Origin of the sequence: Microbacterium sp. Nx66 (assembly GCF_904066215.1) — a bacterium.
GTDB classification, from domain to species: Bacteria; Actinomycetota; Actinomycetes; order Actinomycetales; family Microbacteriaceae; genus Microbacterium; species Microbacterium meiriae.
Window position 1 is genome coordinate 1561028 of the sequence record NZ_LR880474.1, and the last position, 24377, is coordinate 1585404.

At 70.4% G+C, this 24377-nt stretch carries 22 protein-coding genes and 2 tRNA genes; 14 read left to right on the top strand and 10 right to left on the bottom strand.

All coding sequences use genetic code 11. The annotated features are described in order from the left end of the window. Positions 1-43: 43 nt before the first annotated feature. The 5 genes from MICNX66_RS07330 (at position 44) to MICNX66_RS07350 (ending at position 4547) form a co-directional block, all read left to right on the top strand. Positions 44-823: a fumarylacetoacetate hydrolase family protein gene (locus MICNX66_RS07330; RefSeq protein ID WP_187663938.1), complete on the top strand. Its 780-nt coding sequence runs from the start codon at positions 44-46 to the stop codon at positions 821-823. After that, complete coding sequence (locus MICNX66_RS07335; protein WP_187663939.1) at positions 820-2079, top strand: MFS transporter; 1260 nt, start codon at positions 820-822, stop codon at positions 2077-2079. The genes MICNX66_RS07330 and MICNX66_RS07335 overlap by 4 nt, the downstream gene beginning before the upstream one ends. Beyond that, the gene (locus MICNX66_RS07340) at positions 2076-2840 is read left to right on the top strand and encodes a class I SAM-dependent methyltransferase (RefSeq protein ID WP_187663940.1); all 765 of its coding nucleotides are present in this window, start codon (positions 2076-2078) and stop codon (positions 2838-2840) included. The genes MICNX66_RS07335 and MICNX66_RS07340 overlap by 4 nt, the downstream gene beginning before the upstream one ends. 29 nt (positions 2841-2869) lie before the next feature. Next, positions 2870-4375: a glutamate--tRNA ligase gene (gene gltX, locus MICNX66_RS07345; protein WP_187663941.1), complete on the top strand. Its 1506-nt coding sequence runs from the start codon at positions 2870-2872 to the stop codon at positions 4373-4375. Between the two features lie 100 nt (positions 4376-4475). After that, positions 4476-4547, top strand: a tRNA-Gln gene (locus tag MICNX66_RS07350). Between the two features lie 61 nt (positions 4548-4608). On the opposite strand, the gene MICNX66_RS07355 is transcribed toward MICNX66_RS07350, so the two are convergent. Together MICNX66_RS07355 and MICNX66_RS07360 are read right to left on the bottom strand one after the other, a co-directional pair. After that, positions 4609-5460 (bottom strand): class II glutamine amidotransferase, encoded by an 852-nt coding sequence (locus MICNX66_RS07355; RefSeq protein ID WP_187663942.1) that lies wholly within the window; start codon positions 5458-5460, stop codon positions 4609-4611. An 89-nt stretch (positions 5461-5549) separates the two neighbouring features. Next, positions 5550-6365 carry a hypothetical protein gene (locus tag MICNX66_RS07360; protein ID WP_187663943.1) on the bottom strand — a complete coding sequence of 272 codons (816 nt, stop codon included), beginning with the start codon at positions 6363-6365 and terminating at the stop codon, positions 5550-5552. A gap of 84 nt (positions 6366-6449) precedes the next feature. On the opposite strand from MICNX66_RS07360, the gene MICNX66_RS07365 reads away from it, so the two are divergent. The 4 genes from MICNX66_RS07365 (at position 6450) to pepN (ending at position 11857) form a co-directional block, all read left to right on the top strand. Next, the gene (locus MICNX66_RS07365; RefSeq protein ID WP_187663944.1) at positions 6450-7724 is read left to right on the top strand and encodes an MFS transporter; all 1275 of its coding nucleotides are present in this window, start codon (positions 6450-6452) and stop codon (positions 7722-7724) included. Positions 7725-7733: 9 nt separating this feature from the next. Next, positions 7734-8240: a hypothetical protein gene (locus MICNX66_RS07370; RefSeq protein WP_071328486.1), complete on the top strand. Its 507-nt coding sequence runs from the start codon at positions 7734-7736 to the stop codon at positions 8238-8240. 73 nt (positions 8241-8313) lie between these two features. Further along, positions 8314-9324, top strand: coding sequence for a DNA topoisomerase IB (locus tag MICNX66_RS07375; protein WP_187663945.1), 1011 nt, complete (start codon positions 8314-8316; stop codon positions 9322-9324). Between the two features lie 49 nt (positions 9325-9373). Further along, complete coding sequence (pepN, locus tag MICNX66_RS07380) at positions 9374-11857, top strand: aminopeptidase N (RefSeq protein WP_187663946.1); 2484 nt, start codon at positions 9374-9376, stop codon at positions 11855-11857. On the opposite strand, the gene MICNX66_RS07385 is transcribed toward pepN, so the two are convergent. Then, on the bottom strand, positions 11854-12384 hold the full coding sequence (locus tag MICNX66_RS07385; RefSeq protein ID WP_269474818.1) for a GNAT family N-acetyltransferase: 531 nt from the start codon (positions 12382-12384) through the stop codon (positions 11854-11856). The two genes, pepN and MICNX66_RS07385, sit on opposite strands and share 4 nt — an antisense overlap. Further along, the gene (locus MICNX66_RS07390) at positions 12381-13019 is read right to left on the bottom strand and encodes an MBL fold metallo-hydrolase (RefSeq protein ID WP_187663947.1); all 639 of its coding nucleotides are present in this window, start codon (positions 13017-13019) and stop codon (positions 12381-12383) included. The genes MICNX66_RS07385 and MICNX66_RS07390 overlap by 4 nt, the downstream gene beginning before the upstream one ends. Before the next feature lie 151 nt (positions 13020-13170). Here MICNX66_RS07390 and MICNX66_RS07395 point away from each other — a divergent pair. Beyond that, positions 13171-13243 (top strand) — tRNA-Glu (locus tag MICNX66_RS07395). Positions 13244-13304: 61 nt separating this feature from the next. Here the strand turns inward: MICNX66_RS07395 and MICNX66_RS07400 are convergent. The 4 genes from MICNX66_RS07400 to MICNX66_RS07415 all read right to left on the bottom strand — a co-directional run bounded on the left by MICNX66_RS07400 (position 13305) and on the right by MICNX66_RS07415 (position 16801). Continuing rightward, positions 13305-14546: an MFS transporter gene (locus MICNX66_RS07400; protein ID WP_187663948.1), complete on the bottom strand. Its 1242-nt coding sequence runs from the start codon at positions 14544-14546 to the stop codon at positions 13305-13307. Then, the gene (locus MICNX66_RS07405; RefSeq protein ID WP_187663949.1) at positions 14546-15094 is read right to left on the bottom strand and encodes a helix-turn-helix domain-containing protein; all 549 of its coding nucleotides are present in this window, start codon (positions 15092-15094) and stop codon (positions 14546-14548) included. Before MICNX66_RS07405 ends, MICNX66_RS07400 begins: the two co-directional genes overlap by 1 nt. 64 nt (positions 15095-15158) lie before the next feature. Next, on the bottom strand, positions 15159-16247 hold the full coding sequence (locus MICNX66_RS07410; RefSeq protein ID WP_187663950.1) for a DUF4349 domain-containing protein: 1089 nt from the start codon (positions 16245-16247) through the stop codon (positions 15159-15161). Next, positions 16244-16801, bottom strand: a complete 558-nt coding sequence (locus MICNX66_RS07415; protein WP_187663951.1) for an RNA polymerase sigma factor — start codon at positions 16799-16801, stop codon at positions 16244-16246. Before MICNX66_RS07415 ends, MICNX66_RS07410 begins: the two co-directional genes overlap by 4 nt. 266 nt (positions 16802-17067) lie before the next feature. Here MICNX66_RS07415 and MICNX66_RS07420 point away from each other — a divergent pair, with 266 nt between their 5' ends. Beyond that, positions 17068-18075: a TerC/Alx family metal homeostasis membrane protein gene (locus MICNX66_RS07420; protein WP_187663952.1), complete on the top strand. Its 1008-nt coding sequence runs from the start codon at positions 17068-17070 to the stop codon at positions 18073-18075. Positions 18076-18091: 16 nt separating this feature from the next. On the opposite strand, the gene MICNX66_RS07425 is transcribed toward MICNX66_RS07420, so the two are convergent. Further along, positions 18092-19405 (bottom strand): LLM class flavin-dependent oxidoreductase, encoded by a 1314-nt coding sequence (locus MICNX66_RS07425; protein WP_187663953.1) that lies wholly within the window; start codon positions 19403-19405, stop codon positions 18092-18094. Next, positions 19402-20697: an O-acetylhomoserine aminocarboxypropyltransferase/cysteine synthase family protein gene (locus tag MICNX66_RS07430; RefSeq protein ID WP_187663954.1), complete on the bottom strand. Its 1296-nt coding sequence runs from the start codon at positions 20695-20697 to the stop codon at positions 19402-19404. Before MICNX66_RS07430 ends, MICNX66_RS07425 begins: the two co-directional genes overlap by 4 nt. 186 nt (positions 20698-20883) lie before the next feature. Here MICNX66_RS07430 and leuC point away from each other — a divergent pair, with 186 nt between their 5' ends. The 3 genes from leuC to murA all read left to right on the top strand — a co-directional run bounded on the left by leuC (position 20884) and on the right by murA (position 24372). Continuing rightward, the gene (gene leuC, locus MICNX66_RS07435; RefSeq protein ID WP_187663955.1) at positions 20884-22320 is read left to right on the top strand and encodes a 3-isopropylmalate dehydratase large subunit; all 1437 of its coding nucleotides are present in this window, start codon (positions 20884-20886) and stop codon (positions 22318-22320) included. Between the two features lie 2 nt (positions 22321-22322). After that, complete coding sequence (gene leuD / locus MICNX66_RS07440) at positions 22323-22943, top strand: 3-isopropylmalate dehydratase small subunit (protein WP_187663956.1); 621 nt, start codon at positions 22323-22325, stop codon at positions 22941-22943. 61 nt (positions 22944-23004) lie between these two features. Then, positions 23005-24372, top strand: a complete 1368-nt coding sequence (murA, locus tag MICNX66_RS07445) for a UDP-N-acetylglucosamine 1-carboxyvinyltransferase (RefSeq protein WP_187663957.1) — start codon at positions 23005-23007, stop codon at positions 24370-24372. The last annotated feature ends 5 nt before the right edge of the window (positions 24373-24377 follow it).

Here is a 24377-nt window from a genome sequence, read left to right on the forward strand (position 1 = left end):
AACCGGGGTCTCGACGACAAAGAGGGGGATCTAGGCTGGAGGCATGAAGATCGCCCGGTTCAGCCACGACGACGCCATCATGTACGGGATCATCGACGACCGCGAGCTCGTGGTCCTCGCCGGGGACCCGATGTTCTCGGGGTATGAGACCACCGGCGCCCGCGTCCCGCTGACCGAGGTCACGCTGCTCGCGCCCGTCATCCCGCGCTCCAAGGTCGTGTGCGTCGGCAAGAACTACCACGATCACGCCGCCGAGATGGGCGGAGTGGCCCCCGAGGAGCCGCTGCTGTTCCTCAAGCCGAACACCGCCGTGATCGGCCCGGATGACGCGATCGTGCGTCCCACCGCGCTGTCCGAGCGCACGGAGTACGAGGGCGAGCTCGTGGTCGTGATCGGACGGATCGCGAAGAACGTGAAGGCGGAGAACGCCCTCGACCACGTGCTCGGCTACACGATCGGCAACGACGTCACCGCACGCGACCTGCAGCGCAAGGACGGGCAGTGGTCGCGGGCGAAGGGCTTCGACACGTTCTGCCCGCTCGGACCCGTGATCGAGACGGACTTCGACCCCGCGCAGGCCACGATCGAGACGCGGGTCAACGGCGAGGTCCGCCAGCACGCGCCGCTCACCGACATGATCCACTCGGTCGCCGCGATCATCGAGTACGCCTCCGCGGTGTTCACGCTCCTTCCGGGCGACGTCATCATGACGGGGACACCCGCGGGCGTCGGCACGTTCGAGGCGGGCGACACCGTCGAGGTGGAGATCTCCGGACTCGGCATCCTGCGCAACCCCGTGCGCGACGCCGCTCCCGCGTCATGACCGACGTCGCCCTCACGGCGACGCAGCAGCAGGCGGTCCAGCGCCGCACCGTGCTCGTGCTGTCGCTGGGGCAGGTGCTGGGCGGCATCGCCTTCGGCGCCACCGTGTCGCTCGGTGCGCTGCTCGCCGCGGACATCTCCGGCAGCGACGCGCTCTCCGGGCTCGCGACGGCATCGGTGACCCTGGGCGCCGCGCTCTGCGCGATCCCGCTCGCCCGGATGGCCGCACGGCTCGGACGCCGCCGCGCCCTCACCCTCGGCAATCTCTTCGCCCTCGTCGGCATCGCCGTGGTGATCCTCGCGGCGTCGGTGCGCGTCTTCCCGCTCCTGCTCGTCGGCATCCTGCTGATCGGTGCGGGGAACGCGGGCAACCTGCAATCCCGGTTCGCGGCCACGGACCTCGCGGCGCCGCAGCACCGCGGGCGTGACCTCTCGATCGTCGTCTGGTCCACCACGATCGGCGGCGTGGCGGGACCGCTGCTGCTCGGCCCGGGGGAGATCGTCGGACAGGCGATCGGGATGCCTCCGCAGACGGGTTCCTACGTCTTCTCGTTCGTCGCGCAGTGCGCGGCGCTCGCGCTCTACCTCGTCGCCCTCCGCCCCGATCCGCTGCTGGCCGCGCAGCGACTCGCTCAGGCCGCCGCCGCGACGACGAGCGCCGTCGTGGCGGACCGCCCGCGCGTGGCCCGCTACGCGATCTTCGCCATCGCGGGGTCGCACGTGGTGATGGCGTCGGTCATGGCGATGACCCCGGTGCATCTCTCGCACATGGCCCACGGCGCTCACGGTGCGGCGGCGACACCGGCGGACGTCTCAGCGCTCGTCGGCATCACCATCGCGCTGCACGTCGGCGGCATGTACGCGCTCTCGCCGGTGTTCGGCGTGCTGGCCGACCGCTGGGGGCGGCTGCGCGTGGTGCTGCTCGGGCAGGCTCTGCTCGGCGGCGCCCTGGCCTTCGCCGTCTTCGCGGGCACCGAGGCGTGGGGCGTCATGGTCGCCCTCATCCTCCTCGGCCTCGGCTGGAGTGCCGCGACGGTCGCCGGTGCCGCGCTGCTCACCGAAGCCTCCGCGCCCGAGGTGCGCACTCGTCGTCAGGGACGCAGCGACTCGCTGATGAGCCTGTCCGCCGCCGCCGGGTCCGTCCTCGCCGGCATCGTGCTGTCGAACTTCCAGTACGCCGGGCTCGGCATCGCGGCCTCGGTGCTCGTCCTCGCGATCGTCGCGCTGTCACCGCTCGCCCGGAGCAGCGCGCGGTGAAGGCCTGGGACGGCGTCGGAGAGGCCTATGCCGCTTCGTACGCCGCCCTGTGCGCCGGGACCTTCGAGCCTCTCACCGCCGCACTCGGCCCGGCGGAGGGTCGTGGCCTGCTGGACGTCGGCGCGGGGGAAGGCCGTCTCACGTCCCGCTTCGCACGCCGGGGATGGGACGTCACAGCCTGCGAGCCCGAGCCGACGATGCGTGCCGTCGCCCACCGGGAGCACCCGACGCTGCGCATCGTCGAGGGCGGGCTGCCGACGCTGCCCTTCGGCGACGGGTCCTTCGATGCCGCCGTGGCGAACTTCGTGCTGAACCACGTCTCCTCCCCGCGGACCGCCGCCCGCGAGCTGGGTCGGGTCGCGCGTGGTCCGGTCGCCGCGACGATCTGGACCCGTTCGCCGTCGTGGTTCTGGGCGGAGGTCGTCGAACGCGCGGGGTTGCCGCCGTACGCGGGGGAGAGGCTCCCCGCCGAAGAGGACTTCGCACGCACCCCGGACGGCTTCGCGGACGTGCTCACCGACGCCGGGCTCCCGGAGGTCGTGGTCACCGAGCACACCTGGACGTGGGAGGCCGACCCCGGCGCGCTGTGGACCTCCGTCGAAGGGGGTGTGGCCGGCGCCGGCGCCCAGTACGCCCTGCTCTCCACGGCCGAGCGCCGCCGGTTCCGCGCGGGGTTCGAGGAGACGGTCGCGGCGCATCGGGTGGGAACAGTGCTGCCCCTGGAGCACCGCGCGGCGGTGGCGGTCTCGCGCCGGGGCTGACCCGCCCGCACCCGTAGAATCGAAGGGCTATGGCTACTCCGCATCCCCTCACCACGACCGCCAGCGGCGCCGACGTCCGCGTCCGCTTCTGCCCCTCTCCGACGGGGCTGCCGCACGTCGGCATGGTCCGCACGGCTCTGTACAACTGGGCCTATGCCCGTCACAACGGCGGGAAGATGGTGTTCCGCATCGAGGACACCGACGCCGCGCGCGACAGCGAGGAGAGCTTCCGCCAGCTCGTCGACGCGCTCACGTGGCTGAAGATCGACTGGGACGAGGGTGTCGAGGTCGGCGGCCCGCACGCCTCGTACCGGCAGTCCGAGCGGCACGACATCTACCGCGAGGTGATCGACAAGCTCCTCGCGACGGGCGCGCTCTACGAGAGCTACTCGACGGCCGAGGAGATCGACGCCCGCAACGAGACCAACGGCCGCGCGAAGCAGCTCGGCTACGACAACTTCGACCGTGACCTCACCGACGAGCAGAAGGCCGCCTTCCGCGCCGAGGGCCGGCAGCCCGCCCTCCGCCTGCGGGTGCCGGACGAGGACCTCACGTACGTCGACCTCATCCGCGGCGAGGTCACCTTCCCCGCGGGCTCCTTCCCGGACTTCGTCGTCGTGCGCCCGAACGGGGTGCCGCTGTACACCTTCGTGAACCCCGTCGACGACGCGCTGATGGGCATCACGCACGTGCTCCGCGGCGAAGACCTCATGCCCTCCACCGCGCGCCAGCTCTCGCTCTACGCCGCTCTCATCGACGCGGGTGTGACGACGTTCGTGCCGCGGTTCGCCCACATGCCGCTCGTGCTGGGGGAGACCGGCAACAAGAAGCTCTCCAAGCGTGACCCCCAGGCCGATCTGTTCCTGCACCGGGAGCGCGGCTTCATCCATGAGGGCCTCCTGAACTACCTCGCGCTCCTGGGCTGGTCGATCGGCCCGGACCGCGACGTGTTCTCGCTCGACGAGTTCATCGCCGCGTTCGACATCGAGAACGTGAACCCCAACCCGGCCCGCTTCGACCAGAAGAAGGCCGAGTCGATCAACGGCGACCACATCCGCATGCTCGACGTGAAGGACTTCGCCGAGCGCACGGTGCCGTACCTCGCCGCGGCCGGTCTGTTCGACGAGCCGACCCACGAGCAGCTCGTCCTCGCCTTCCGCGCGGCGCCGCTGGTGCAGGAGCGCGTGCAGCTGCTGGGCGAGGTGCCGGGCATGCTCGGCTTCCTGTTCCGCGACGAGGTGTCGTACGACGCGGATGCGCTCAAGGGGCTGCCGGCCAACGCCGCCGCGGTGCTGGACGCCTGCGTCACCGCGCTGGAGCCGGTCGCCGACTTCACCCCGGAGAAGATCCAGGAGGCGCTCTCGACGGCGCTCGTGGAGAACCTCGAGCTCAAGCCGCGCGTGGCCTACGGGCCGCCGCGCGTGGCCATCACCGGCCGCCGCGTCTCGCCGCCCCTGTTCGAGTCGATGGAGCTGCTGGGCAAGGACGAGTCGCTGCGCCGCCTGCGCGCGCTCTCGGCGTTCCTCGCGAACTGATCCGCGACGCGCCCGAGCGGCGACACGGCACCGGTGGTTTTGGTGATCGGTCGCCGCTCGGGTAAGCTTGACTCTCGGTGCGAGGCTCCGGTTTCGCCCTTGGGGTATGGTGTAATTGGCAACACGGCTGATTCTGGTTCAGTTGTTCTTGGTTCGAGTCCAGGTACCCCAGCACTTCGAAAACCCCCGCTCCGGCGGGGGTTTTCTCGTTCCCCCGGCAGGAACGTCAGTGCTCACGCAGCTTCGAGGAAGGGCTCGTACCGGTAGCCCGCCTCGTCGAGGATCGAGACCGTGGATTCGGGGACCTCTTCGAACGCACCGGGCAGATCGTTCAGCGGCTCGGAGACGATCACGTGCGCCCGGCGACCGAAGACGCGAAGACGTTCCGCATCGGGGTACATCCGACGAAGAGTCTCGATGTCGGTGGAGTGGAAGAGGGAGCGGGAGCGTCCGGCGGTCGAATAGCGGATCGCCCACACGGTGGCGCCGTCGGAGACCGCGAAGGTGCCCTGCACCGGGAAGCGGATGCCATGCTCGTGGCCCACTCGCTCGGCCTCCCGGATGGCCGCCCGCATCCCCGCGATCGGATCGTCCTGCAGGCCGAGTGTCAGGGCGAGGTGGAACAGCACCTCGGAGTCGGTGGTGCCCTGGATCTCCGGGTAGAGGGAGGGATCGACGGCGAGAGTGAGGTCGCGTTTCACCGTCAGGAAGTCCGTCAGGCCGCCGTTGTGCATGAAGAGCCAGTTCGCGTGCCGGAACGGGTGGCAGTTGGTCTGCTGGACCGGCGGCCCGGCGGCGGCTCTCACATGGCTGAAGAACAGCGGGCTGCGGATCATGCGGGAGATCTCGCGCAGGTTCAGATCGTTCCAGGCGGGCTCCATGCTCCGGAACAGCGCGGGCCCCGGCGGCTGCCCCGAGTCCTCACGGTTCGACACCGGATACCAGCCGAGGCCGAAGCCGTCTCCGTTCACGGTCTCCGCACCGAGTGGCGAGTCCAGGGACTGCGCCACGAGCGAATGTCGCGCGTCGAGGATCACCTCCGACGGGTGCAGCGGTTCTCCCACATACGCCAGCCACCGACACATGTCGACACCTCGTCCCCGACCCGATCAGGTCTGTGCCCGACGATACGCTCGGTCGGCCTCCCCGGCGAGACCCGCGGATGGTGAACCGGCTACTCGCACTCCCCGAGGAACCCCAGATAGCACACGGCCTCGTGGGTGACGGCCGGCTCAGCATCGTCGTTCGAGACCTGGCGCGTCGCCGTCTCGGGCGTCCGGGTGAGGTGTCCGAAATCGCCGAGGGAGGCCACGTACATCCCGTCCGCGTCCTCCGCGATCATCCGGTCGATCTCGGCGCGGTGCTGGGCGCACAGGTCCGCGGCGGCGGGGACGAGGTCGACCCCGGCGCAGGCGCCCGCGTACTCGGCCTCCATGAGGCCGATGCAGTCCGTCCAGTCCTGGTCCACCGCGCACGGGCTCACGCCGTCGTCGGCGACGAGGTACTTGCCGGTCTCGTACTCCTCGCTGTGGAAGGTCTCGGGCTTCTCCGGCACGTCGACCTTGGTCCAGTGGCGTGCGGTCGTGAACGCGAACACCGTGACGATCGCGGCGATCAGCAGCAGCGCGCCCACGATGCCCAGCGTCACCCAGAGGCCGACCCGGCTCTTCCTCCCGGTGCTCTCCGAAGCGGGGAACGCGATCTCCGGCCCACCGGAGGAGACGGGTCCCTGCGCGGCCGGTGCAGGCGGCGGCGCCGCAGCGAACCCGGGCGCTGCGGCGATGGGGAGTTCGTGTCCGCCGAGCCCTGCCGCCGCGGGGGCGGGCGTCGCCGGCGCCGTGGTGGCGAGCCAGTAGTCGTACCAGGCCCGGCTCGCCTGCTCGTCCGCGGCGACCTGCTGCGCCTCGGCATCGGTGAGCACGAGGCCCCAGGCCTCACGGGTCGGTGCGTGGAGCAGGGCGGAGCGGAAGTCTTCGAACGACACGGGCATGTTCGCAGAATATCGGCTTTGTTCCCGGGAGCCCGGCGGTCATCCGATGTCCGCGGCTCCTGGAACAATGACGAGGTGATCGGTATGAGGTCTTTCTGGAACGCGTTGCCCACCGAGGGGCGCTGGCTGCTGTCGACCGTGGCGATCCAGACGCTCGGGCGGGGGATGACGCTGCCGTTCACCATCATCTACCTCCACGAGGTCCGCGGCTTCGACCTCGGGTTCTCCGGGGCGCTCATGAGCCTCATCGCGATCACGGGGCTCTTCGTCACGGGCCCCGGCGGTACGCTCATCGACCGCTTCGGCGCCCGCCGTGTGCTGATCGTGGGCCTGCTCTCGATGATCGCGGGGTGCACGCTCCTCGCCTACGCCACGCATCCCGCCGTCGCGACCGTCGCGGTCGTGCTCATCGGGGTCAACTTCGGGGTGTCCTGGCCCGGCTTCAACGCGCTCATCGCCTCGGTGGTCGACGGCGAGGTCCGCCAGCAGTACTTCGGCGTGAACTTCGCCCTCGTCAACCTCGGCATCGGCGTGGGCGGCATCATCGGCGGCTTCTTCGTCGACGTGACGGAGCCGTCGACCTTCACCACGATCTTCCTCATCGACGCGGCCACGAGCCTCATCCCGCTGGCACTGCTCCTGGGTCCGCTCCGGCACGTGCGCACGCAGGCGGAGCCCGACCCGGCGGTGACCACCGAGGGCGGCTACCGGGAGATCCTCCGTCGACCGGCGGTGCTGTGGATGACGCTGTTGACCTTCTTCTCCGTCTTCATCGGGTACGGACAGATCGAGGCGGGCTTCCCCGCCTACGCCCGTCAGATCGCCCAGGTGTCGACCGCCGTGGTCGGCATCTCGTTCGCGGTGAACACGGCTGTCATCGTGCTGCTGCAGTTCGCCGTCCTCCGCCTCATCAACGGTCGCCGCCGCACCAGGGTCATGCAGGTCATGGCGCTCATCTGGGCCGTCTCCTGGGTCATGCTCGGTGCCGCGGGTCTGCTCCCCGACTCGGTCACGGCCGCGATCGCGGTGATCGCGTTCATGGGCGTCTTCGCGTTCGGGGAGACCATGATGCAGCCGACGATCCCCGCCATCTACAACGATCTCGCGACCGACCGCACTCGCGGCCGCTACAACGCCCTCAACTCCGCCGCTTTCCAGGGCGGAGCGATCCTCGGCCCGCTCGTCGCGGGGGTGCTCCTCGGCGTCGGCGTCAGCGGGTGGTTCATCGCGGTCATGGTGGCGGGCAGTCTCGCCGTCGGCGTGCTGGCGATGGTGCTGGAGCGGGTGCTCCCGGAAGCGGCCAACGGCGGCGTCGAGGTCCATCGAACGGACGAGGTCGAGCGGACGCCGCCGGTCTAGGCTCCGAGCATGGCCCTCGAACCGCTCTTCCTCCGTCTCGACCGGATCGCGGGTGGGCGGCAGGCCGGCGTGCTGATCAGCGACGCCGGCCGCACTCACCCCAGGACGGTCCGTGCCTTCACCTGGATCCTCTGGCTCCTCGTCGCCGAGCTGGTGCTCGGGGTGGGCGCTGTCGTGGTCGCGCTCGTGCTCGCCGCGGACGGGGACAGCGTGCCCTTCGCCGTGTGGATGCGCACGCTCGTGGTGCTGGCGATGACCGCGACGCTGTTCTACTTCGCGTGGCGTGCGCGCCGCGGATGGCGTTGGGCCTACCTCCGACTGCGGCTGTTCGCGCAGATCTTCCCGGTCATCACGCTCGTCATGGCGGCGATCCCCGGTCTCTATCCGGTCTGGATGGTCACCGAGCAGATCGTCTTCAGCCTGATCATGATCGGCATCGCTGACTTCCTCACCAGCGACCACATGCGGGCGGTCTTCGCGAAGGACGCCGACGCGGATAGCACGCCGGCGGGGTGAGACGCCACTCCCTTCCCGCCGAGACCGGGGTCACTCCACACTCGGAGGAGCTGCACGGCGGGAGGAGAGACGCATGGCGCGACTGGTGCGAGTGGTACCCGGTCAGGACCCGGGCTTCACGCGGAAGCGGACGAGCTCGGGATTCCGGTACGTCGATCCGATGGGGGAGCCTGCGCCCGAGGCGGATCGCGAACGCATCAGCGACCTGGTGATCCCGCCGGCGTGGCAGGACGTGTGGATCGCGGCCGACCCGCTCGCGCACATCCAGGCCGTGGGGATCGACACCGCCGGTCGCAAGCAGTACCTCTACCACCCGCTCTGGCGGGTCTCCCGCGACCGTCGCAAGTTCGTCCGCGCACTGGACCTCGCCGCGGCCCTGCCCAGCGCCCGCGCGCAGGTCACCAAGGCTCTCAAGGAGGACGGCCAGACGAAGGAGCGAGCCCTCGCGATCGCCTTCCGCATGCTCGACGACGCCGCGCTGCGGATCGGTTCGGAACGCTACCTGGCGCGCCACGGCAGCCGCGGCCTGACCACGCTCCGCCGCCGCGACGTCCGCATCGACGGCGGCGACGTCGCCCTGTCCTTCCCGGCGAAGAGCGGACAGACCGCCGCGATCGAGATCACCGACGAACCCCTCGCCGAAGCCCTCACGGATTTCGCGAGCGGCGCCTCCACCGCCTTCCTCCTGGCCTACCGGAAAGGCCGGCGGCGGGTGAAGATCACGCCCGCCGAGGTCAACACGTACCTCAAGGACGTGCTGGGGGCCAGCTTCTCCGCCAAGGACTTCCGCACCCTCCACGGCACGATCATCGCCGCAGACGCCCTGGCCCGCATCGGCGTCCTCGACCGCCGCGGACAGCGGAACCAGGCCGAGCGCCTCGCGGTGCAGGCGGCGGCGACCGCCCTGGGCAACACGACTGCCGTCGCCCGCAACAGCTACATCGACCCTCGGGTGTTCCGGCAGTACGGCCGGGGGAGGACGCTCGACCTCGACGTGACCCCGGAGACGGCGATCCGGCGGCTGCTGGGCGGGCCCGAAACGTCGCGGAAGGTCAACCGGCGCGGTGCCGGGCGGCGCGGATGAGGCCGCGGGAGCTCCCCGGCTGACCTCGGGAAGATGCCAGGATGGAGGGATGCACACCGCGAACCTGACCCGTGAGGAGACCGCGGCGCGATCCGCCGCGATCACCCTGCACCGCATCCGCGTCGAGCTGGACCTGACCGGGGCCCCGGAGCGGGCGCGCACGGGCTTCCCGACGACGACGGTCCTGGAGTTCGATGCGACGGTCCAGAGCACGTGGCTGGACTTCATCGGCGAGGAGGTCCGGCGCGTCGAGGTGAACGGGGAGGAGCGGGACGTCGTCTACGACGGGGCGCGCCTCACGATCGACGACCTCGCGGCGTCGAACGTCGTGCGCATCGAAGCGGTCGGCGCCTACAGCCGGTCGGGGGAGGGCCTGCACCGGTTCCACGACCCGGCTGACGACCGCACCTACCTCTACACGCAGTACGAGCCCGCGGACTCCCGTCGCGTGATGGCCTGCTTCGAGCAGCCGGACATGAAGGCGGAGTACACCTTCGTCATTGACGCGCCGTCCGGGTGGGAGGTGCTCTCGAACCAGTCGCCGGCCCACGTCGACCTCGGCGTCGGCGTCCAGCGCGTGCAGTTCGCCCCCACGCTGCCGATCTCCAGCTACATCACGGCGGTCGCGGCCGGCCCGTACGCCCGTGTCGACGGGGAGTGGACCAGAGACGAGCAGCGAGTGGCCCTCGGCGTGCTCGTCCGCCGCTCGCTCGTCGAGCACCTCGAGGCCGACGAGATCCTCGAGGTCACCCGGCAGGGGCTCGACTTCTTCACCGACGCCTTCGCCTATCCCTACCCGTGGGGCAAGTACGACCAGATCTTCGTCCCCGAGTACAACCTCGGCGCGATGGAGAACCCCGGCCTGGTCACCTTCACGGAAGGCTACCTCTCGCGTGGTGCTGCCACCGAGGCGCAGCGGGCCGGCAGGGCCAACACGATCCTGCACGAGATGGCGCACATGTGGTTCGGCGACCTCGTCACGATGACGTGGTGGGACGACCTCTGGCTCAAGGAGTCCTTCGCCGACTACATGGGATCGCACGCCTCGGCGGTGGCCACCCGGTTCCACGACGCGTGGGTGACGTTCGCCATGCGGCGCAAGGCCTGGGCCTATCAGCAGGACCAGCTGCCGACGACGCACCCCATCGTCGCCGACATCCCCGACCTGGAGGCCGCGAAGCTGAACTTCGACGGCATCACCTACGCCAAGGGCGCCTCGGTGCTGAAGCAGCTCGTCGCGTTCGTGGGCGACGAGGCGTTCTTCGAAGGCGCCCGGCGGTACTTCGCGGCCAACGCGTTCGGCAACACCACCCTCGACGACTTCCTCGTCGAGCTCAGCGCGGTGTCCGGCAGGGACATGACCGATTGGGCGGGCGCCTGGCTGCAGACGACGGGCGTCTCGACCATCTGGGTGGAGACCGACGCCGACGGCGCACAGCACCTCGTCCAGGACGACGTCCGTCCGCACCGCCTGCGGATCGGACTGTACGACCGCGTGGACGACCGGATCGTGCGTCGGGAGCAGCGGGAGCTGGACCTGATCGGGGAGCGGGTCGAGATCGAGCTCCCCGAGGCCGATCTCGTGCTGCTCAACGACGACGACCTCACCTACGCGAAGGCGCGCCTGGACGAGCGGTCGCTCCGCACCGTCGAGGAATCCCTCTCGGACATCGAGGACCCGCTCGCCCGGGCGCTCGTGTGGTCGTCGTTGTGGAACGCCACCCGGGACGGCGAGCTCGATGCCGCCCGTTTCGTCGCGATCGTGCGCGCGCACGCACCGCGGGAGTCGAACGGCGGTCTGCTGGCTGCGGCCCTCCTCGACGCCGCGTTCGCGCTGCGGCACTTCGTCCCCGATGACCGACGCGCCGCGGAGCAGCGCGCCTGGACCGAGACGACGTGGGCGGCACTGCAGCAGGCGGACGCCGGCAGCGACGCCCAGCTCTCCTGGGCGCGTGCGCTGGCAGCCGCCTCGGCGTTCGATGACGTCCACCACGCGGAGGTCCGGGCCCTGCTCGACGGCGACGTGCCGGAGGGCCTCGTCGTGGATCCCGATCTGCGCTGGCAGCTCCTCACAGCCCTCGTCACGACCGGTCACGCCGACGCCTCGGACATCGCGGCCGAGGAGGAGAGGGACGACACCGGCGACGGACGCACCGCCGCCCGCCGCGCCCGCGCCTCCGTCCCCGACGCGGCGGTACGCGCGGCCGCCTGGACCGCCGCGTGGGAAGACCAGTCGCTGACGAACGATCACCTCGATGCCGAGATCGGCGGCTTCCGCGCCGGTGGCCGCCGTGACCTCATCGAGTCCTACGACGAGGAGTACTTCGCGCGGATCGGGACCGCGTGGACGGACCGGAGCATCGAGATCGCTCGTCGGCTGGTGATCGGGCTGTTCCCCGCCCGTTCGTCGCTGGATCTCGTCGATTCCTGGCTGTCGGCCAGCCCCGAGGCCCCGGCGGCGCTGCGACGACTCCTCATCGAGCAGCGCGACCACCTCGCGCGTGACCTGCGGGTGCGTGGCGCTCAGGGCTAGGTCGCGGCCTCCACGGTCATCCCCATCACCGTGCGCACGATCCACGGATGGGCGCGATCGTCATCGATGTGGGTCATGCCGAGCTTCTCCGCCACACCGCGGGACGCCTCGTTCGCGGGGTGGATGATGGCGGTGAGGAGCGTGGGAGCGAAGGTCCGCGCGACGAGGTCGACACAGGCGCGTGCGGCCTCGGTGGCATAGCCTCGGCGCTGGCGATCGGCGCGGACGTGGTAGCCGACTTCGCGCACGGGAGCGCCGTTCACCGACTGCCAGGTGAGGCCGCAGTCGCCGAGGAACTCGCCGTCGTGCGTCTCGATGATCCAGAGACCGTGGCCGTCCTCGCGGTAGCGCTGCTGCATCCGCGCGATCCACTCGGCGGCTTCCGCTCGCGACTTGGGCGCGGGGTAATACGCCATGACCTCCGGATCACCCAGGAGCGCCGCCATGTCGTCGAGATCGTCCGCGATCATCTCCCGGAAGGCGAGTCGCGGGGTCGGGGCGGGCAGGAGGCGGCGTGGTCCGCTCACAGATCGATGGTGTCGCCGGGCTCGAGCACGAGGAACTCGCCGCCGCCCTGCTCGGTCGCCCACTGCAGCCGCTGCCGGTGCATGTTCTTGCCGATCACGGACAGGGTCATGTCGTGCGTGCCGAACGCCCGTCGGGGCTTCACGGCCAGGACGTAGTCGATGGCGTCCCCGATCTTGAGCCACGGGGCTCCGAGCGGCGCGGCGAGGGTGCCGACCTCGACGCCTTCCGGCACCGCATACGAGTCGCCGGGGTAGTAGAACGTGTCGTTGACGAGCACGCCCACGTTGTCGATCGTCGGGATCGAGGAGTGGATCACTGCGTGCGTGCCACCGAAGAAGCGCAGAGTGAAGGCGCCGACCTCCACGGTGTCGCCGGGGGAGACGACCGTGACCTCGTAGCCCTCCGCCGCCTTCGCCACGCCCTCCGGCCCGAAGATCGGGGTCCCGGGGGCCGCGCGGAGGATCCGGTCGAGGTGCTCCGGCGTCCAGTGGTCGGGGTGCTCGTGCGTGAGCACGATGGCGACCAGTCCGCTGAGGTCGTGCAGCGGGGCTGTGAAGGATCCCGGATCGATCAGGAGGGTGTCGTCGTTCTGGTCCAGGCGGAGGGTGGCATGTTCGAACTTGGTGACGCGCATGAGACGAGTCAACTCCTTCCCGGGGTCTGCGGCAAACGGAAATCGGCGCGCCACGCCCGGGATCTCGGGTGGACTGGCCTCGATTTGGCGCAGTGAGAATCGCCGTGGCATACTTGAACGGTTGTCGCGGAACGGAAAAGCTCCGCAAGACGGCCCCATCGTATAGCGGCCTAGTACGCCGCCCTCTCACGGCGGTAACGCGGGTTCGAATCCCGCTGGGGTCACACAACACGACGAAAGCCCTCCGGTTCTCCGGGGGGCTTTCGCCGTTCCCGAGCGTGCGCGTCAGTCGTCCGCGCCCAGCGACAGGGTCCGGAACGCACGAGCCCGGAGCGGTACGAGCATGAGCGCCATCATCGCTCCACCGGCCACGACGAACGGCACCCAGACGGCGGTGACGGTCGCGAGCGCGCCGAAGCCCGCCATCGCGAGCGGCATCAGGCAGTCGTCGCCGAGCCGGGTGAGGGACCCCATCCGACCGAGGAAGGCGGTGTCCACCGTCGCGGCGAAGGTCGCGCTCAGCAGCACGGAGGCGTAGCCCGCGGTGGCGCCGACGACGGTGGCGGCGACGGCCACCGTCCAGACGGGGCCGAACCCGAGCGCGACGATTCCCGCTCCCTGGACGAGGAGCGCGCCGAACCCGCTCCGCGCCTCGTGGCGCGGCCGCCATCTCGCGACCGCGGCAGCCCCCACGGCGGCGCCGAGGCCGAGGAGGCCCTCGAAGAGGCCGACCGCGGGAGCCCCCCAACCCTCGTGGTGCGCCCGCAGAGCCAGGCCGATGCCGATGGCGGGGCCCACGGCGAGATTGAGTCCGGAGAGGGCGATGACGAGAGTGCGCGTCGTGTGGTTCGCTCCGAGGTGGGCGAACGCCGCGCCGATCGCGCGCAGGGACGAGGTGCGCGGGGCCCGGGCGAGCCGGAACCGCGGGCGCAGGACGATCGCCAGGAACCCGACGACCAGGGCGAAGGTCACCGCGTTCGCGGATGCGCTCCCCGCGAGACCGGCTTGGGCGACGAGCAGGCCGCCCAGCGCGGCGCCCCCCATCGTGCCGAGGCGCGACGCCGTCTGGATGACGGCCGCGTAGGAGGGGAGATCGTCGGTGCGTACCAGCTGTCGCCCGATGGTGCCGGCGGAGGGTTCGTAGAACGCGTCGCACACCCCGAACGCCACGGCGGCGGCGAGAAGGACGGGCACGGTGGGCGCATGCGAGACCGTCCACACGGCGGCGGCGACGAGCACCCCCACACGCACCGCATTGCAGACGATCATCACCCGGCGGGCGTCGGCACGATCCGCGATGACCCCGCCGAAGAGCAGCACCATCGCGCGCGGAACCGTGCCGGCGGCGACGATGAGTCCGGCGACGGCGGGGGAGGCGATCTGCACGGCCGTCCACGCCAACGCGATCGTCCACACGGCGTCGCCGGCGTCGGACAGAGCCTTCACGCCGATCCACGCGTGCACCATCCGGTCACGCCGGAACGGAGGAGGACTGGTGAGCTCGAGGGGCGGGGTGAGCGCGGTCATCACGGCTCCGTGGGGAACGCGTGAGCGAAGAAGAAGACGGGCGTGCGCGCCTGGCCGTCGCCTTCGTCGATCGAGGCCTGCCAGTCCCGCACCACGTCCAGCACGCGCGCGGAGAGGTCGCGCAGTTCCTCCGGGGTCGCCCACGCGGTGGTCTCCGTGTTGGAGGCGTCGTAGGCCGCGACGGCGGGCTCCCCTCGGCGTCGGTGCCAGCGCTGGAGGCGGTCGATCTGCATGCGGATGCCCTGCCGCTGTGCTTCCCGGGCGAGAAGGGCATCGGCGGGGGAGTCGACGAAGTCCTCCACCGACCAGGTGAGGCTGCGCCGGGCGACGGTCCACCAGCTCGTGCGCCGGTCACCGGTCGGATCGGCGGCACGCTCGACGATCCCGGCCCGCTCGAGCATCCTGAGGTGGTGGCTGATGCTGCCGACCTGGCTGTCGAGCGCACGGGCGAGGGCGGTCACCTGCGAGGTGCCGTACAGCAGCAGATAGTCGTAGATGCGGCGCCGCAGCGGGTGATGCACGGCGGTGATCACGGAGATGTCTTCCACGCTCCGAAGGCTATGCAGCGGTGCGGAGACGCACAAGACTTCTTGTATACCCCGGAACTGCGCGCTATTCCTCCGTGCGAGGCGAAGCGGACGCCGCTTCCCGGCGCCGGCGGCTGCGGCGGACGAGCCAGACGACCAGCACGACGACAGCGACCACCGCGAGCCAGGGGAGGAGGAAGCCGACCGCGATCACCAGGGCGTTGAGTGAGACCACGAGCCCGTTCCACCCGGCCAGCAGACCGTCGCCGAAGCCGGCGGGGTCTGCCGACGCCGCGGTGCCGCTGCGGGACAGCTCCACGGTGAGCGACGACAGGGCCACCTGGTCCTCCAGCGCGGCGAGCTGCTGTTCGTACGACTCGAGCTGCGCCTGGCGATCGGTGAGCGCGACTTCGGCCTCGATGAGATCGGCGACAGTGCCCGACTGCCCCATGAGTTCCGTGAGCCGCTGCACCGACGCACGGGTCGACTCCACGCGGGCGCGGAGGTCGATCGCCGTGGCGGTGACGTCCTGCTTCGTGACGGAGGACGACAACACCTCACCGGTGTCGCCGAGGGCGGCGATCACCGTGGTCAGATCGTCGGCGGGGATGCGGATCGTGATCCAGCCGTACCCGGAATCCGCGGGAGCCGCTTCGGCGGGGGCATCCGACGAGACCGCTCGGCCGACCTCGGTGCTCTCAACGTAGCCGCCGTGCTCGACGGCGAGATCGCCGATGGCGGATGCGGCGTCGGCGACGTCCCGCACCTGCACCGACGCCTGGGCGGTGGCGACGATGTCACGGGCGTCCTCGGCAGACGCCGCGGCGTCCGATCCGACGGTGCCGGGAAGGGTCGCCCCTTCGACGGCGCGGTCCGGCACGGCCGAGCCCGCCTCGTCGGTCGACCAGCCCGCGGTGCCGTCCGCTGTGGATACGGACGAGCCGCCGCCTCCGACGGCGCCGAGGATCGGCGGGGTCACCAGGACCCCGACGACGAAGGCCGCCGCGATCCCTCCGGCGGTGAGCCATCGGCGTCGACGGTTCCGGGCGCGTTCGGTTCGCGGAGACAGCGGGCGCCGCTCGCTGCGGATCTCGGTGAAGACGGCCTCCTCGATCCGGGCGACGGTCGCGTCCGACAGCGGCGGGAGGCTCTCCTGCGGGGTCTGGTGGTTCATGCGTCCCTCACTTCCTTGACGGCGCCGCGCAGCTGGGTGCGCACGCGTGAGAGACGGTTCCGGACGACGGCGTGCGTCACGCCGAGCTCGTCGGCGGCGGCCTGGTACGCGTAGCCCTCGGACGCGCACAGCCGGAAGATCTCCCGGTCGAGCTCGCTCAGGGTGCCCACCTCCGCGGCGATCCTCGCGGCGAGCGCCGCCGTGATCACCTGCTCCTCGACGCTGACGACGTCCGGGAGCTGATCGTCCGCCGCGTCCGTCGTGTGCGCCTGGTCGCGACGGCGCTGGCGCAGCCGGTTCGCGGACTGGAAGCGGCAGATCGTCGCGAGCCAGGGGAGGATCGACTCTCCCTGCAGCTCCAGATCCGGAAGCTTCCGCCAGGCGACCACGAAGGTCTCCTGCGCCACGTCCTCCGCGTCGGCGGGGGAGCCCAGGATCCCGTGGGCGATCCAGTACACGGGGCGCACGTGGGCGCGGTACAGCGCGCGGAAGGCGCTCTGATCGCCGGCCGCCGCCTGGGCGGCCCATCGCTGGTCACTCGTCTGCGCGGGCATCCTGATTCCGTTCGGTGTCTCTCCCTGGAGAGTGTCGGCGGATGACCCATCGTCTCAGCACGGCATCGGATCCGCAGCGTGCGTCGACTTCCTCGTCCGCGCGGCTCCCACCTCCGGTAGCATGGCCCGGGCGAGAGGGAGTATCCCGAATCCGCGCGTAACGTCATCACGAGCATCGACACCGCTGCTCCGGGCGCGCGCCGCACATCTGCGGGGGAGAGACTTTCGACTCATTCCCGACCCCTCGCGAAAGGTGCACAGCGCCCGTGGACATCCCCGTCTGGTTCGAGATCACGTCGATGGTCGTCCTCACGATCATCCTGATCGGCGACCTGCTCCTCATCCGGCTGCGCCCGCACATCCCCTCCACCAAGGAGTCGACGCTGTGGGTCGTGTTCTACGTGGGCCTCGCGCTGCTCTTCGCGGTGCTGCTGGGCAATGTGGGCGGATGGCAGAACGCCGGGGACTTCATCACCGGGTGGGCGCTGGAGTACAGCCTCTCCGTCGACAACCTGTTCGTCTTCGTGCTGATCATGGCGCAGTTCGCGGTGCCGCGACGTCTGCAGCAGCAGGTGCTGATGGTCGGGATCATCATCGCGCTGGTCCTGCGCGGGCTCTTCATCCTCGTGGGCGTGACGATCATCGAGAACTTCTCGCCGATCTTCTACCTGTTCGGCGCCTTCCTCGTCTACACCGCCATCCGGCAGGCGATGCCGGAGGGCGAGCACGAGGACGACGTCAAGCGCGAGAACTTCATCGTCCGGCTGCTCCGCCGTCGGATCGACATCAGCGAGACCTACGACGGCTCGAAGATCCGCACGACCGTCGACGGGACGCGCATGTGGACGCCCATGATCATCGTGTTCATCACGATCGGCGTCACGGACCTCATCTTCGCGATCGACTCGATCCCCGCGATCTTCGAGATCACGACCAACGGCTTCCTCGTCTTCGCCGCGAACATCTTCGCCCTCATGGGGCTGCGCCAGCTCTACTTCCTCCTCGGCGACCTCCTGGACCGCCTCCGCTACCTGCACTACGGCATCGCCGTCATCCTCGGGTTCATCGGCATCAAGCTGATCCTGCACGCGCTGCACGTCAACGAGCTCCCGTTCATCAACGGCGGCGAGCACGTGGAGTGGGTGCCCGACATCGACAACATGGTGTCGCTCGGCGTGATCCTCGTGTCGATGACGGTCGCGACGATCGCGAGCCTGATCGCGTCGTCCAGGGAGAAGCGAGCGGAGAAGCGCGTCGCTCACGTCGGAGACTGAGTCCGCGCGGAGCGGGTCAGAACGCCTGCAGGTTGGCCTGCAGGCCGCCGTCCGCGTACTCGCGCCGGAGCAGCCCGCGGCGGCGGAGGATCGGCACCAGCTCGTCGAGCGTGCGGTGCAGGGTCACGGGGTGGAAGTCGCCCCAGAGCAGCACGCCGTCGTTGCCCCACTCACCGAGCTCCTCGACGAGATCGGCGAACTCCTCTGCGGTGCCCACGAAACCGCTGCGGTCGTGCAGCCGGCCGGTGCGGGCGAGTGCGGTGAGGTGCGCGCGGAGCGGGGCATCCTCTCCGCGGTCGCCGATCAGCCGCTGGATGCTCCCGCGGGAGACATGGGCTCCGAAGACCGAAGGGGCGAGGGGACGGTCCAGATCGAGGGCCGTGAGATCGGTCTCCAGATCACTCGACTGCTTCCGGGCGATCTGCGCGAGTGCGGCGTCGTCCGGGCGTGCGGAGGCGGCCACGATCCGGTCGGCCTCCTCGGCGGACGCCGTGATCACGGGCTGGATCGCGAAGAGGATCTTGACGTCCTCGGCACGGCGTCCCCGGGCGATCGCGGCGTCGTGCACGCGCTGCCGATACTCCCGTACCGCCTTCTCGTGCAGCGGTGCGAGCGCGAGCTGGACGTCCGAGTTGGCACCCGCGAACGCCAGGCCGCGCCCCGAGCCGCCGGGGGAGACGATGGTCGGCTCCCCGTCCGTGAAGGGCAGGGCGTTCAAGGGGCCGTCGAAGTCGTAGTGCGCCCCGCGGTGCTGCACCGGGCGCATGCGGGTGCCGTCCGCATAGACGCCGGAGGCGGGGTCGGCGACCAGGGCGCCCTCGTCCCAGCTCCGCCAGAGCGCGCGGATGCCGGCGAGCCATTCCTCGGCACGGTCGTACGCCTCGTCGTGGCCGAGCTGCGGGGCCGCGGAGAAGTGACGGGCGCTGCCGGTGTCGGTGACCACGTTGAGGCCGAGCCGGTGCCCGCTCAGATGCTGCAGCGTCGCGAACTGGCGCGCCGACGTGTACGGCAGCGAGGCCGCCGGATTCACGGTCGGCACGACCCCGAGGTGACGGGTCGCCTGGAAGAGGTACGGCGCGAGCAGCAGGGGATCGTGCTTCGGGCCGCCGAACGCGTGACGCACGCGCAGATCGATCGTGTCCGCTGAGCCGAGGGAGGGGCTGTCCTCGACGATCACGAGGTCGAATCCGGCCTGCTCGAGGGTGCGCGCGGCCTCCTGGTAGATCTCCGGTCGTGTCCAGTCGTAGTCCCAGTCCAGGGATGGATAGCCCCACCCCTGAGGGCCGAAGCCCCGGGCGAGGAACCACCCGAAGTGCTGCAGGCGGCTCATGCCACCGTCTCCCGGACGCTCTCGAGCACCCGCGCCAGATCGCCGATCAGGTCGTCCACGTCCTCGATGCCGATCGACAGTCGGAGGGTGCCGGGGCCCACACCGAGGATCCGGCGCTCCTCGTCGGTGCGCTGCGCATGGCTGGTGGTGCCCGGGTGCAGCACGAGCGACCGCACGTCGCCGATGTGGGTCATGTGCGTGAAGACGGACACCTCCTCCACGAAGCGACGGGCCGCGGGGAGACCCCCGCGCAACGTGAAGGTGAAGATCGAACCGAAGCCGCCGTCGAGGTAACGCACCGCGGTCTCGTGGTGCGGGTGCGTGGGCAGGCCGACGTAGTCCACGCTCTCCACGGCGTCATGCGCGGCGAGCCAGCGTGCGACGGCGAGGGCGTTCTGCGACTGCCGCTCCACGCGCAGGCCGAGCGTCTCGGTGCCCTGGCCGATCAGGAACGCGTTGAGGGGCGAGGGCGAGGCACCGAACCGCGGAGCCACCGACTCTCTGGCGTACCCGATGCGCGCGCGGCCGCCGTGCCGGGCGAAGACGCTGGGGGCGCCGCCCCGTCCCGGCAGCACGAGGTGCGGGGCGTTGTGCCCGGCGCGGTCGGCATCGAATCGGCCGTCATCGATCACCACGCCGCCGAGAACCGCGCCCTGACCCGCGAGGAACTTCGACGCCGAGTGCACCACGATGGCCGCGCCGTGCTCCAGCGGCCGGAGGAGAGCCGGGGTGGCCAGGGTGTTGTCGACGATCAGCGGAACGGCGATCTCGTCGGCCACCGCGCTCACCGCCGCGACGTCGAGGATGTCGTTCCGCGCGTTCGCGAGCGATTCCGCGAACAGCGCCCTGGTCGTCGGGCGCACGGCGTTGCGCCAGGCATCCGGGTCCGCGATGTCGTCCACGAACGTCGTCTCGATGCCGAGTCTGGCGAGGTTGTCCAGGAACAGCCCGCGGGTGCCCTCGTAGATGTGGGTCGAGGAGACGATGTGATCGCCCGCCCCCACGACCGAGAGCAGGGCGGTCGTCACGGCGGCCTGTCCGCTGGCCACGAGTACGGCGTCCGCACCGGATTCCAGGCTCGCCAGCTGCCGCTCCACCGCGTGCACCGTCGGATTGCCGGTGCGCGTGTACCCGAATCCGGTACCGGTGCCGAAGTGGTCGGCGGCGTGATCGAAGTCGTCGAACTCGAAACCGGCCGTCAGGTAGATCGGCGTCACGCGGGAGGCGGCAGCGGCCCGGCCTCTCGCGGCGTGGACGGCGCGGGTGGCGAAGCGGGCGGTGTCGACGGTCATGCGGGGCCTCTCGGTCGGCGGGTGAGCAACAGAGTGTCACGGCGTGTCTCGGCGTGTCCGAGCGGTGGTAACCTGACGTCATGCGGACCGTGCTCCTTCTTAGCGGCCGCGGCGAGACCTCGATCTGAGCCCCTCCTCGTCGCGGAGTCCATCGTGGGCCGAACCGCCATCCACAGGAGACACGCCATGACCACCACCGCCGGTGCGGATTCCGCACGCCCCAGGACGCTCGCCGAGAAGGTCTGGGACGACCACCTCGTCGTCAAGGGCGAGGACGGCCAGCCCGACCTCATCTACATCGACCTGCATCTCGTGCATGAGGTCACCAGCCCGCAGGCCTTCGACGGCCTCCGCAGCGAGGGGCGGCCGCTCCGGCGGCTCGACCTGACGATCGCCACGGAGGACCACAACACGCCCACGTGGGAGATCGACAAACCCATCGCCGATCTCACCAGCCGCACGCAGATCGAGACGCTGCGCCGCAACGCCGCCGAGTTCGGCGTGCGCCTGCACTCGCTGGGGGACGCGGAGCAGGGGATCGTCCACGTCGTCGGCCCGCAGCTCGGCCTCACCATGCCCGGGATCACCGTGGTCTGCGGCGACTCGCACACCTCGACGCACGGCGCGTTCGGCGCGATGGCGTTCGGCATCGGCACCAGCGAGGTCGAGCACGTCATGGCGACCCAGACCCTGCCGTTGAAGCCGTTCAAGACGATGGCGATCACCGTCGAGGGCACGCTGCGTCCCGGCGTCACCGCGAAGGACATCATCCTCGCCGTGATCGCCAAGATCGGGACCGGCGGCGGTCAGGGCTACGTGCTCGAGTACCGCGGCAGCGCGATCCGCGCGCTCTCCATGGAGGGCCGCATGACGATCTGCAACATGTCGATCGAGGCGGGGGCCCGCGCGGGCATGGTGGCTCCGGACGAGACGACCTTCGCCTACCTCGAGGGGCGTCCGCACGCGCCGAAGGGGCAGGACTGGGACGACGCGGTCGCCTACTGGCGCACCCTGCCGACCGATGAAGGTGCCACCTTCGACGCCGAGGTCTTCATCGACGCCGACGAGCTGGAGCCGTTCGTGACGTGGGGGACGAACCCCGGGCAGGGCAGCTCGCTCTCCGCCGCGGTGCCGAACCCCGCGGAGATCGCCGACCCCAACGAGCGGGCAGCCGCCGAGCGTGCGCTGGAATACATGGACCTGACGCCGGGTACCCCCCTCAAGGAGGTCCCGGTCGACGCGGTGTTCATGGGCTCGTGCACGAACAGCCGCATCGAGGACCTCCGCGCCTTCGCCTCCATCATCCAGGGCAAGAAGAAGGCCGACGGTGTGCGGGTGATGGTCGTTCCCGGCTCAGCCCGCGTGCGACTGGAGGCCGAGGCCGAGGGCCTGGACCGGATCATCAAGGACTTCGGGGCGGAGTGGCGCTTCGCGGGGTGCTCGATGTGCCTGGGCATGAACCCCGATCAGCTCGCCCCGGGGGAGCGCTGCGCTTCCACCTCGAACCGCAACTTCGAAGGACGCCAGGGCAAGGGGGGCCGCACGCACCTCGTGTCCCCGCTCGTCGCCGCGGCGACCGCCATCCGCGGCACCCTGTCCAGCCCGAGCGACCTGGAGGCCTGACCATGGAGAAGTTCATCACCCACACGGGCATCGCCGCGCCGCTGAAGCGGTCGAACGTCGACACCGACCAGATCATCCCCGCGGTGTTCCTCAAGCGCGTCACCAAGACGGGCTTCGAGGACGCGCTGTTCCACGGCTGGCGGCAGGACCCGGAGTTCGTGCTCAACCAGGCGCCGTATCAGGGGGCCTCCGTCCTCGTCGCCGGGCCGGACTTCGGTACCGGTTCCAGCCGTGAGCACGCCGTCTGGGCCCTTCGCGACTTCGGCTTCAAGGTCGTGCTGAGCCCCCGCTTCGCCGACATCTTCCGCGGGAACGCGGGCAAGCAGGGACTCCTCGCCGCGACAATCTCGGAGGCGGATCTGGAGCGGTTCTGGGCCGTCATGGACGCCGATCCCGGCGCGCGGATGACGGTCGACCTCGACGCGCGCACCGCCTCCATCGGCGACCCGACCGGGGGCGCGGAGGCCGGCTTCCAGGCCGACATCGGGATCGACGATTACACTAGATGGCGGCTCCTCGAAGGGCTCGATGACATCGGGCTCACGCTGCGCAACGAAGACAAGATCGCGCAGTTCGAGGCCCGTCGCGAGTCGTGGCGGCCGCGGACCCTTCCCGTCCAGTGAGACGGAAGGGGCGGGGGAGCCAGGGGTAACCCCGCCCCCGATGAATGAAGTGAGGCCCCGAATGACGACACCCGTGCGCGACGCTCTCTCCGACGACGTCCCCGCGCTGACCGGAGACGTCCTCGCCATCCGCGGAGGCCGTCCGCTGCGCGGACGCGTCGACGTCAAGGGCGCGAAGAACCTCGCCACCAAGGCGATGGTCGCGTCTCTGCTCGGGGAGACCACGAGCGTCCTGCGCGACGTGCCGGCCATCAGCGACGTCGCCGTGGTGCGCTCGCTGCTCGAGGTGCACGGCGTCCGCGTGTCGGAGGGTGACGAGCCCGGCTCCCTGGTGTTCGACCCCAGCGACGTCGAGTCGGCCCACTTCGAGGAGATCGACGCGCATGCGGGCGCCTCCCGGATCCCGATCCTGTTCTGCGGTCCGCTCCTGCACCGCCTCGGCCAGGCGTTCATCCCCGACCTCGGCGGCTGCCGCATCGGCGACCGGCCGATCGACTTCCACCTGGACGCGCTGCGGAAGTTCGGCGCGGTCGTCGAGAAGCTCCCCAGCGGCATCCGCCTCTCGACCGGCGGGGCCCGTCTGCACGGTGCCAACATCCACCTCCCGTACCCGAGCGTCGGCGCCACGGAGCAGGTGCTCCTCACCGCTGTACGGGCGGAGGGCATCACCGAGCTGCGCAACGCGGCGATCGAGCCCGAGATCATGGACCTCATCGCCGTCCTGCAGAAGATGGGCGCGATCATCTCCTACGAGCCCAACCGCGTCATCCTCATCGAGGGCGTCGAGAAGCTCCGCGGCTACGACCACCGGTCGATCTTCGATCGCAACGAGGCGGCCTCGTGGGCCTCGGCCGCTCTGGCCACCGACGGCGAGATCTTCGTCGGCGGCGCGAAGCAGCAGGAGATGCTCACCTTCCTCAACGTCTTCCGGAAGGCGGGCGGCTGGTTCGACATCCAGGAGGACGGCATCCTCTTCCGTCGCGACGGCGACATCAAGCCGGTCGTGATCGAGACCGACGTGCACCCCGGCTTCATGACCGACTGGCAGCAGCCGCTCGTGGTCGCGCTCACCCAGGCGCACGGCCGCTCCGTCGTGCACGAGACCGTGTACGAGAACCGCATGGGCTTCACCGAGGCGCTCGTCAAGATGGGCGCCGACATCGTCGTGCACCCGCGCGGGCTGCAGGACGGCCCGCGGCGCGTGCCGCGTCGTGACCTGGAGCAGGCCGCCGTCATCACGGGCCCGACGCCGCTCCACGGCGCCGACATCGTCGTCCCCGATCTGCGCGGCGGCTACAGCCACGTGATCGCGGCGCTGACGGCCACGGGCGAGTCGAAGGTGTCGGGGGTCGACATCCTGAGCCGCGGATACGAGAAGTTCCTCGCCAAGCTCGACGCGCTCGGCGCCGACTTCGACGTCATCCGGTGAGCCCG

Excerpts from the sequence above, each read along its gene's own strand:
- MICNX66_RS07330 (WP_187663938.1), top strand. The coding sequence starts at position 44 with ATGAAGATCGCCCGGTTCAGCCACGACGACGCCATCATGTACGGGATC.
- MICNX66_RS07335 (WP_187663939.1), top strand. The coding sequence starts at position 820 with ATGACCGACGTCGCCCTCACGGCGACGCAGCAGCAGGCGGTCCAGCGC.
- gltX (WP_187663941.1), top strand. The coding sequence starts at position 2,870 with ATGGCTACTCCGCATCCCCTCACCACGACCGCCAGCGGCGCCGACGTC.
- MICNX66_RS07355 (WP_187663942.1), bottom strand. The coding sequence starts at position 5,460 with ATGTGTCGGTGGCTGGCGTATGTGGGAGAACCGCTGCACCCGTCGGAG.
- MICNX66_RS07360 (WP_187663943.1), bottom strand. The coding sequence starts at position 6,365 with ATGCCCGTGTCGTTCGAAGACTTCCGCTCCGCCCTGCTCCACGCACCG.
- MICNX66_RS07365 (WP_187663944.1), top strand. The coding sequence starts at position 6,450 with ATGAGGTCTTTCTGGAACGCGTTGCCCACCGAGGGGCGCTGGCTGCTG.
- MICNX66_RS07370 (WP_071328486.1), top strand. The coding sequence starts at position 7,734 with ATGGCCCTCGAACCGCTCTTCCTCCGTCTCGACCGGATCGCGGGTGGG.
- MICNX66_RS07375 (WP_187663945.1), top strand. The coding sequence starts at position 8,314 with ATGGCGCGACTGGTGCGAGTGGTACCCGGTCAGGACCCGGGCTTCACG.
- pepN (WP_187663946.1), top strand. The coding sequence starts at position 9,374 with ATGCACACCGCGAACCTGACCCGTGAGGAGACCGCGGCGCGATCCGCC.
- MICNX66_RS07390 (WP_187663947.1), bottom strand. The coding sequence starts at position 13,019 with ATGCGCGTCACCAAGTTCGAACATGCCACCCTCCGCCTGGACCAGAAC.
- MICNX66_RS07400 (WP_187663948.1), bottom strand. The coding sequence starts at position 14,546 with ATGACCGCGCTCACCCCGCCCCTCGAGCTCACCAGTCCTCCTCCGTTC.
- MICNX66_RS07410 (WP_187663950.1), bottom strand. The coding sequence starts at position 16,247 with ATGAACCACCAGACCCCGCAGGAGAGCCTCCCGCCGCTGTCGGACGCG.
- MICNX66_RS07415 (WP_187663951.1), bottom strand. The coding sequence starts at position 16,801 with ATGCCCGCGCAGACGAGTGACCAGCGATGGGCCGCCCAGGCGGCGGCC.
- MICNX66_RS07425 (WP_187663953.1), bottom strand. The coding sequence starts at position 19,405 with ATGAGCCGCCTGCAGCACTTCGGGTGGTTCCTCGCCCGGGGCTTCGGC.
- MICNX66_RS07430 (WP_187663954.1), bottom strand. The coding sequence starts at position 20,697 with ATGACCGTCGACACCGCCCGCTTCGCCACCCGCGCCGTCCACGCCGCG.
- leuC (WP_187663955.1), top strand. The coding sequence starts at position 20,884 with ATGACCACCACCGCCGGTGCGGATTCCGCACGCCCCAGGACGCTCGCC.
- leuD (WP_187663956.1), top strand. The coding sequence starts at position 22,323 with ATGGAGAAGTTCATCACCCACACGGGCATCGCCGCGCCGCTGAAGCGG.
- murA (WP_187663957.1), top strand. The coding sequence starts at position 23,005 with ATGACGACACCCGTGCGCGACGCTCTCTCCGACGACGTCCCCGCGCTG.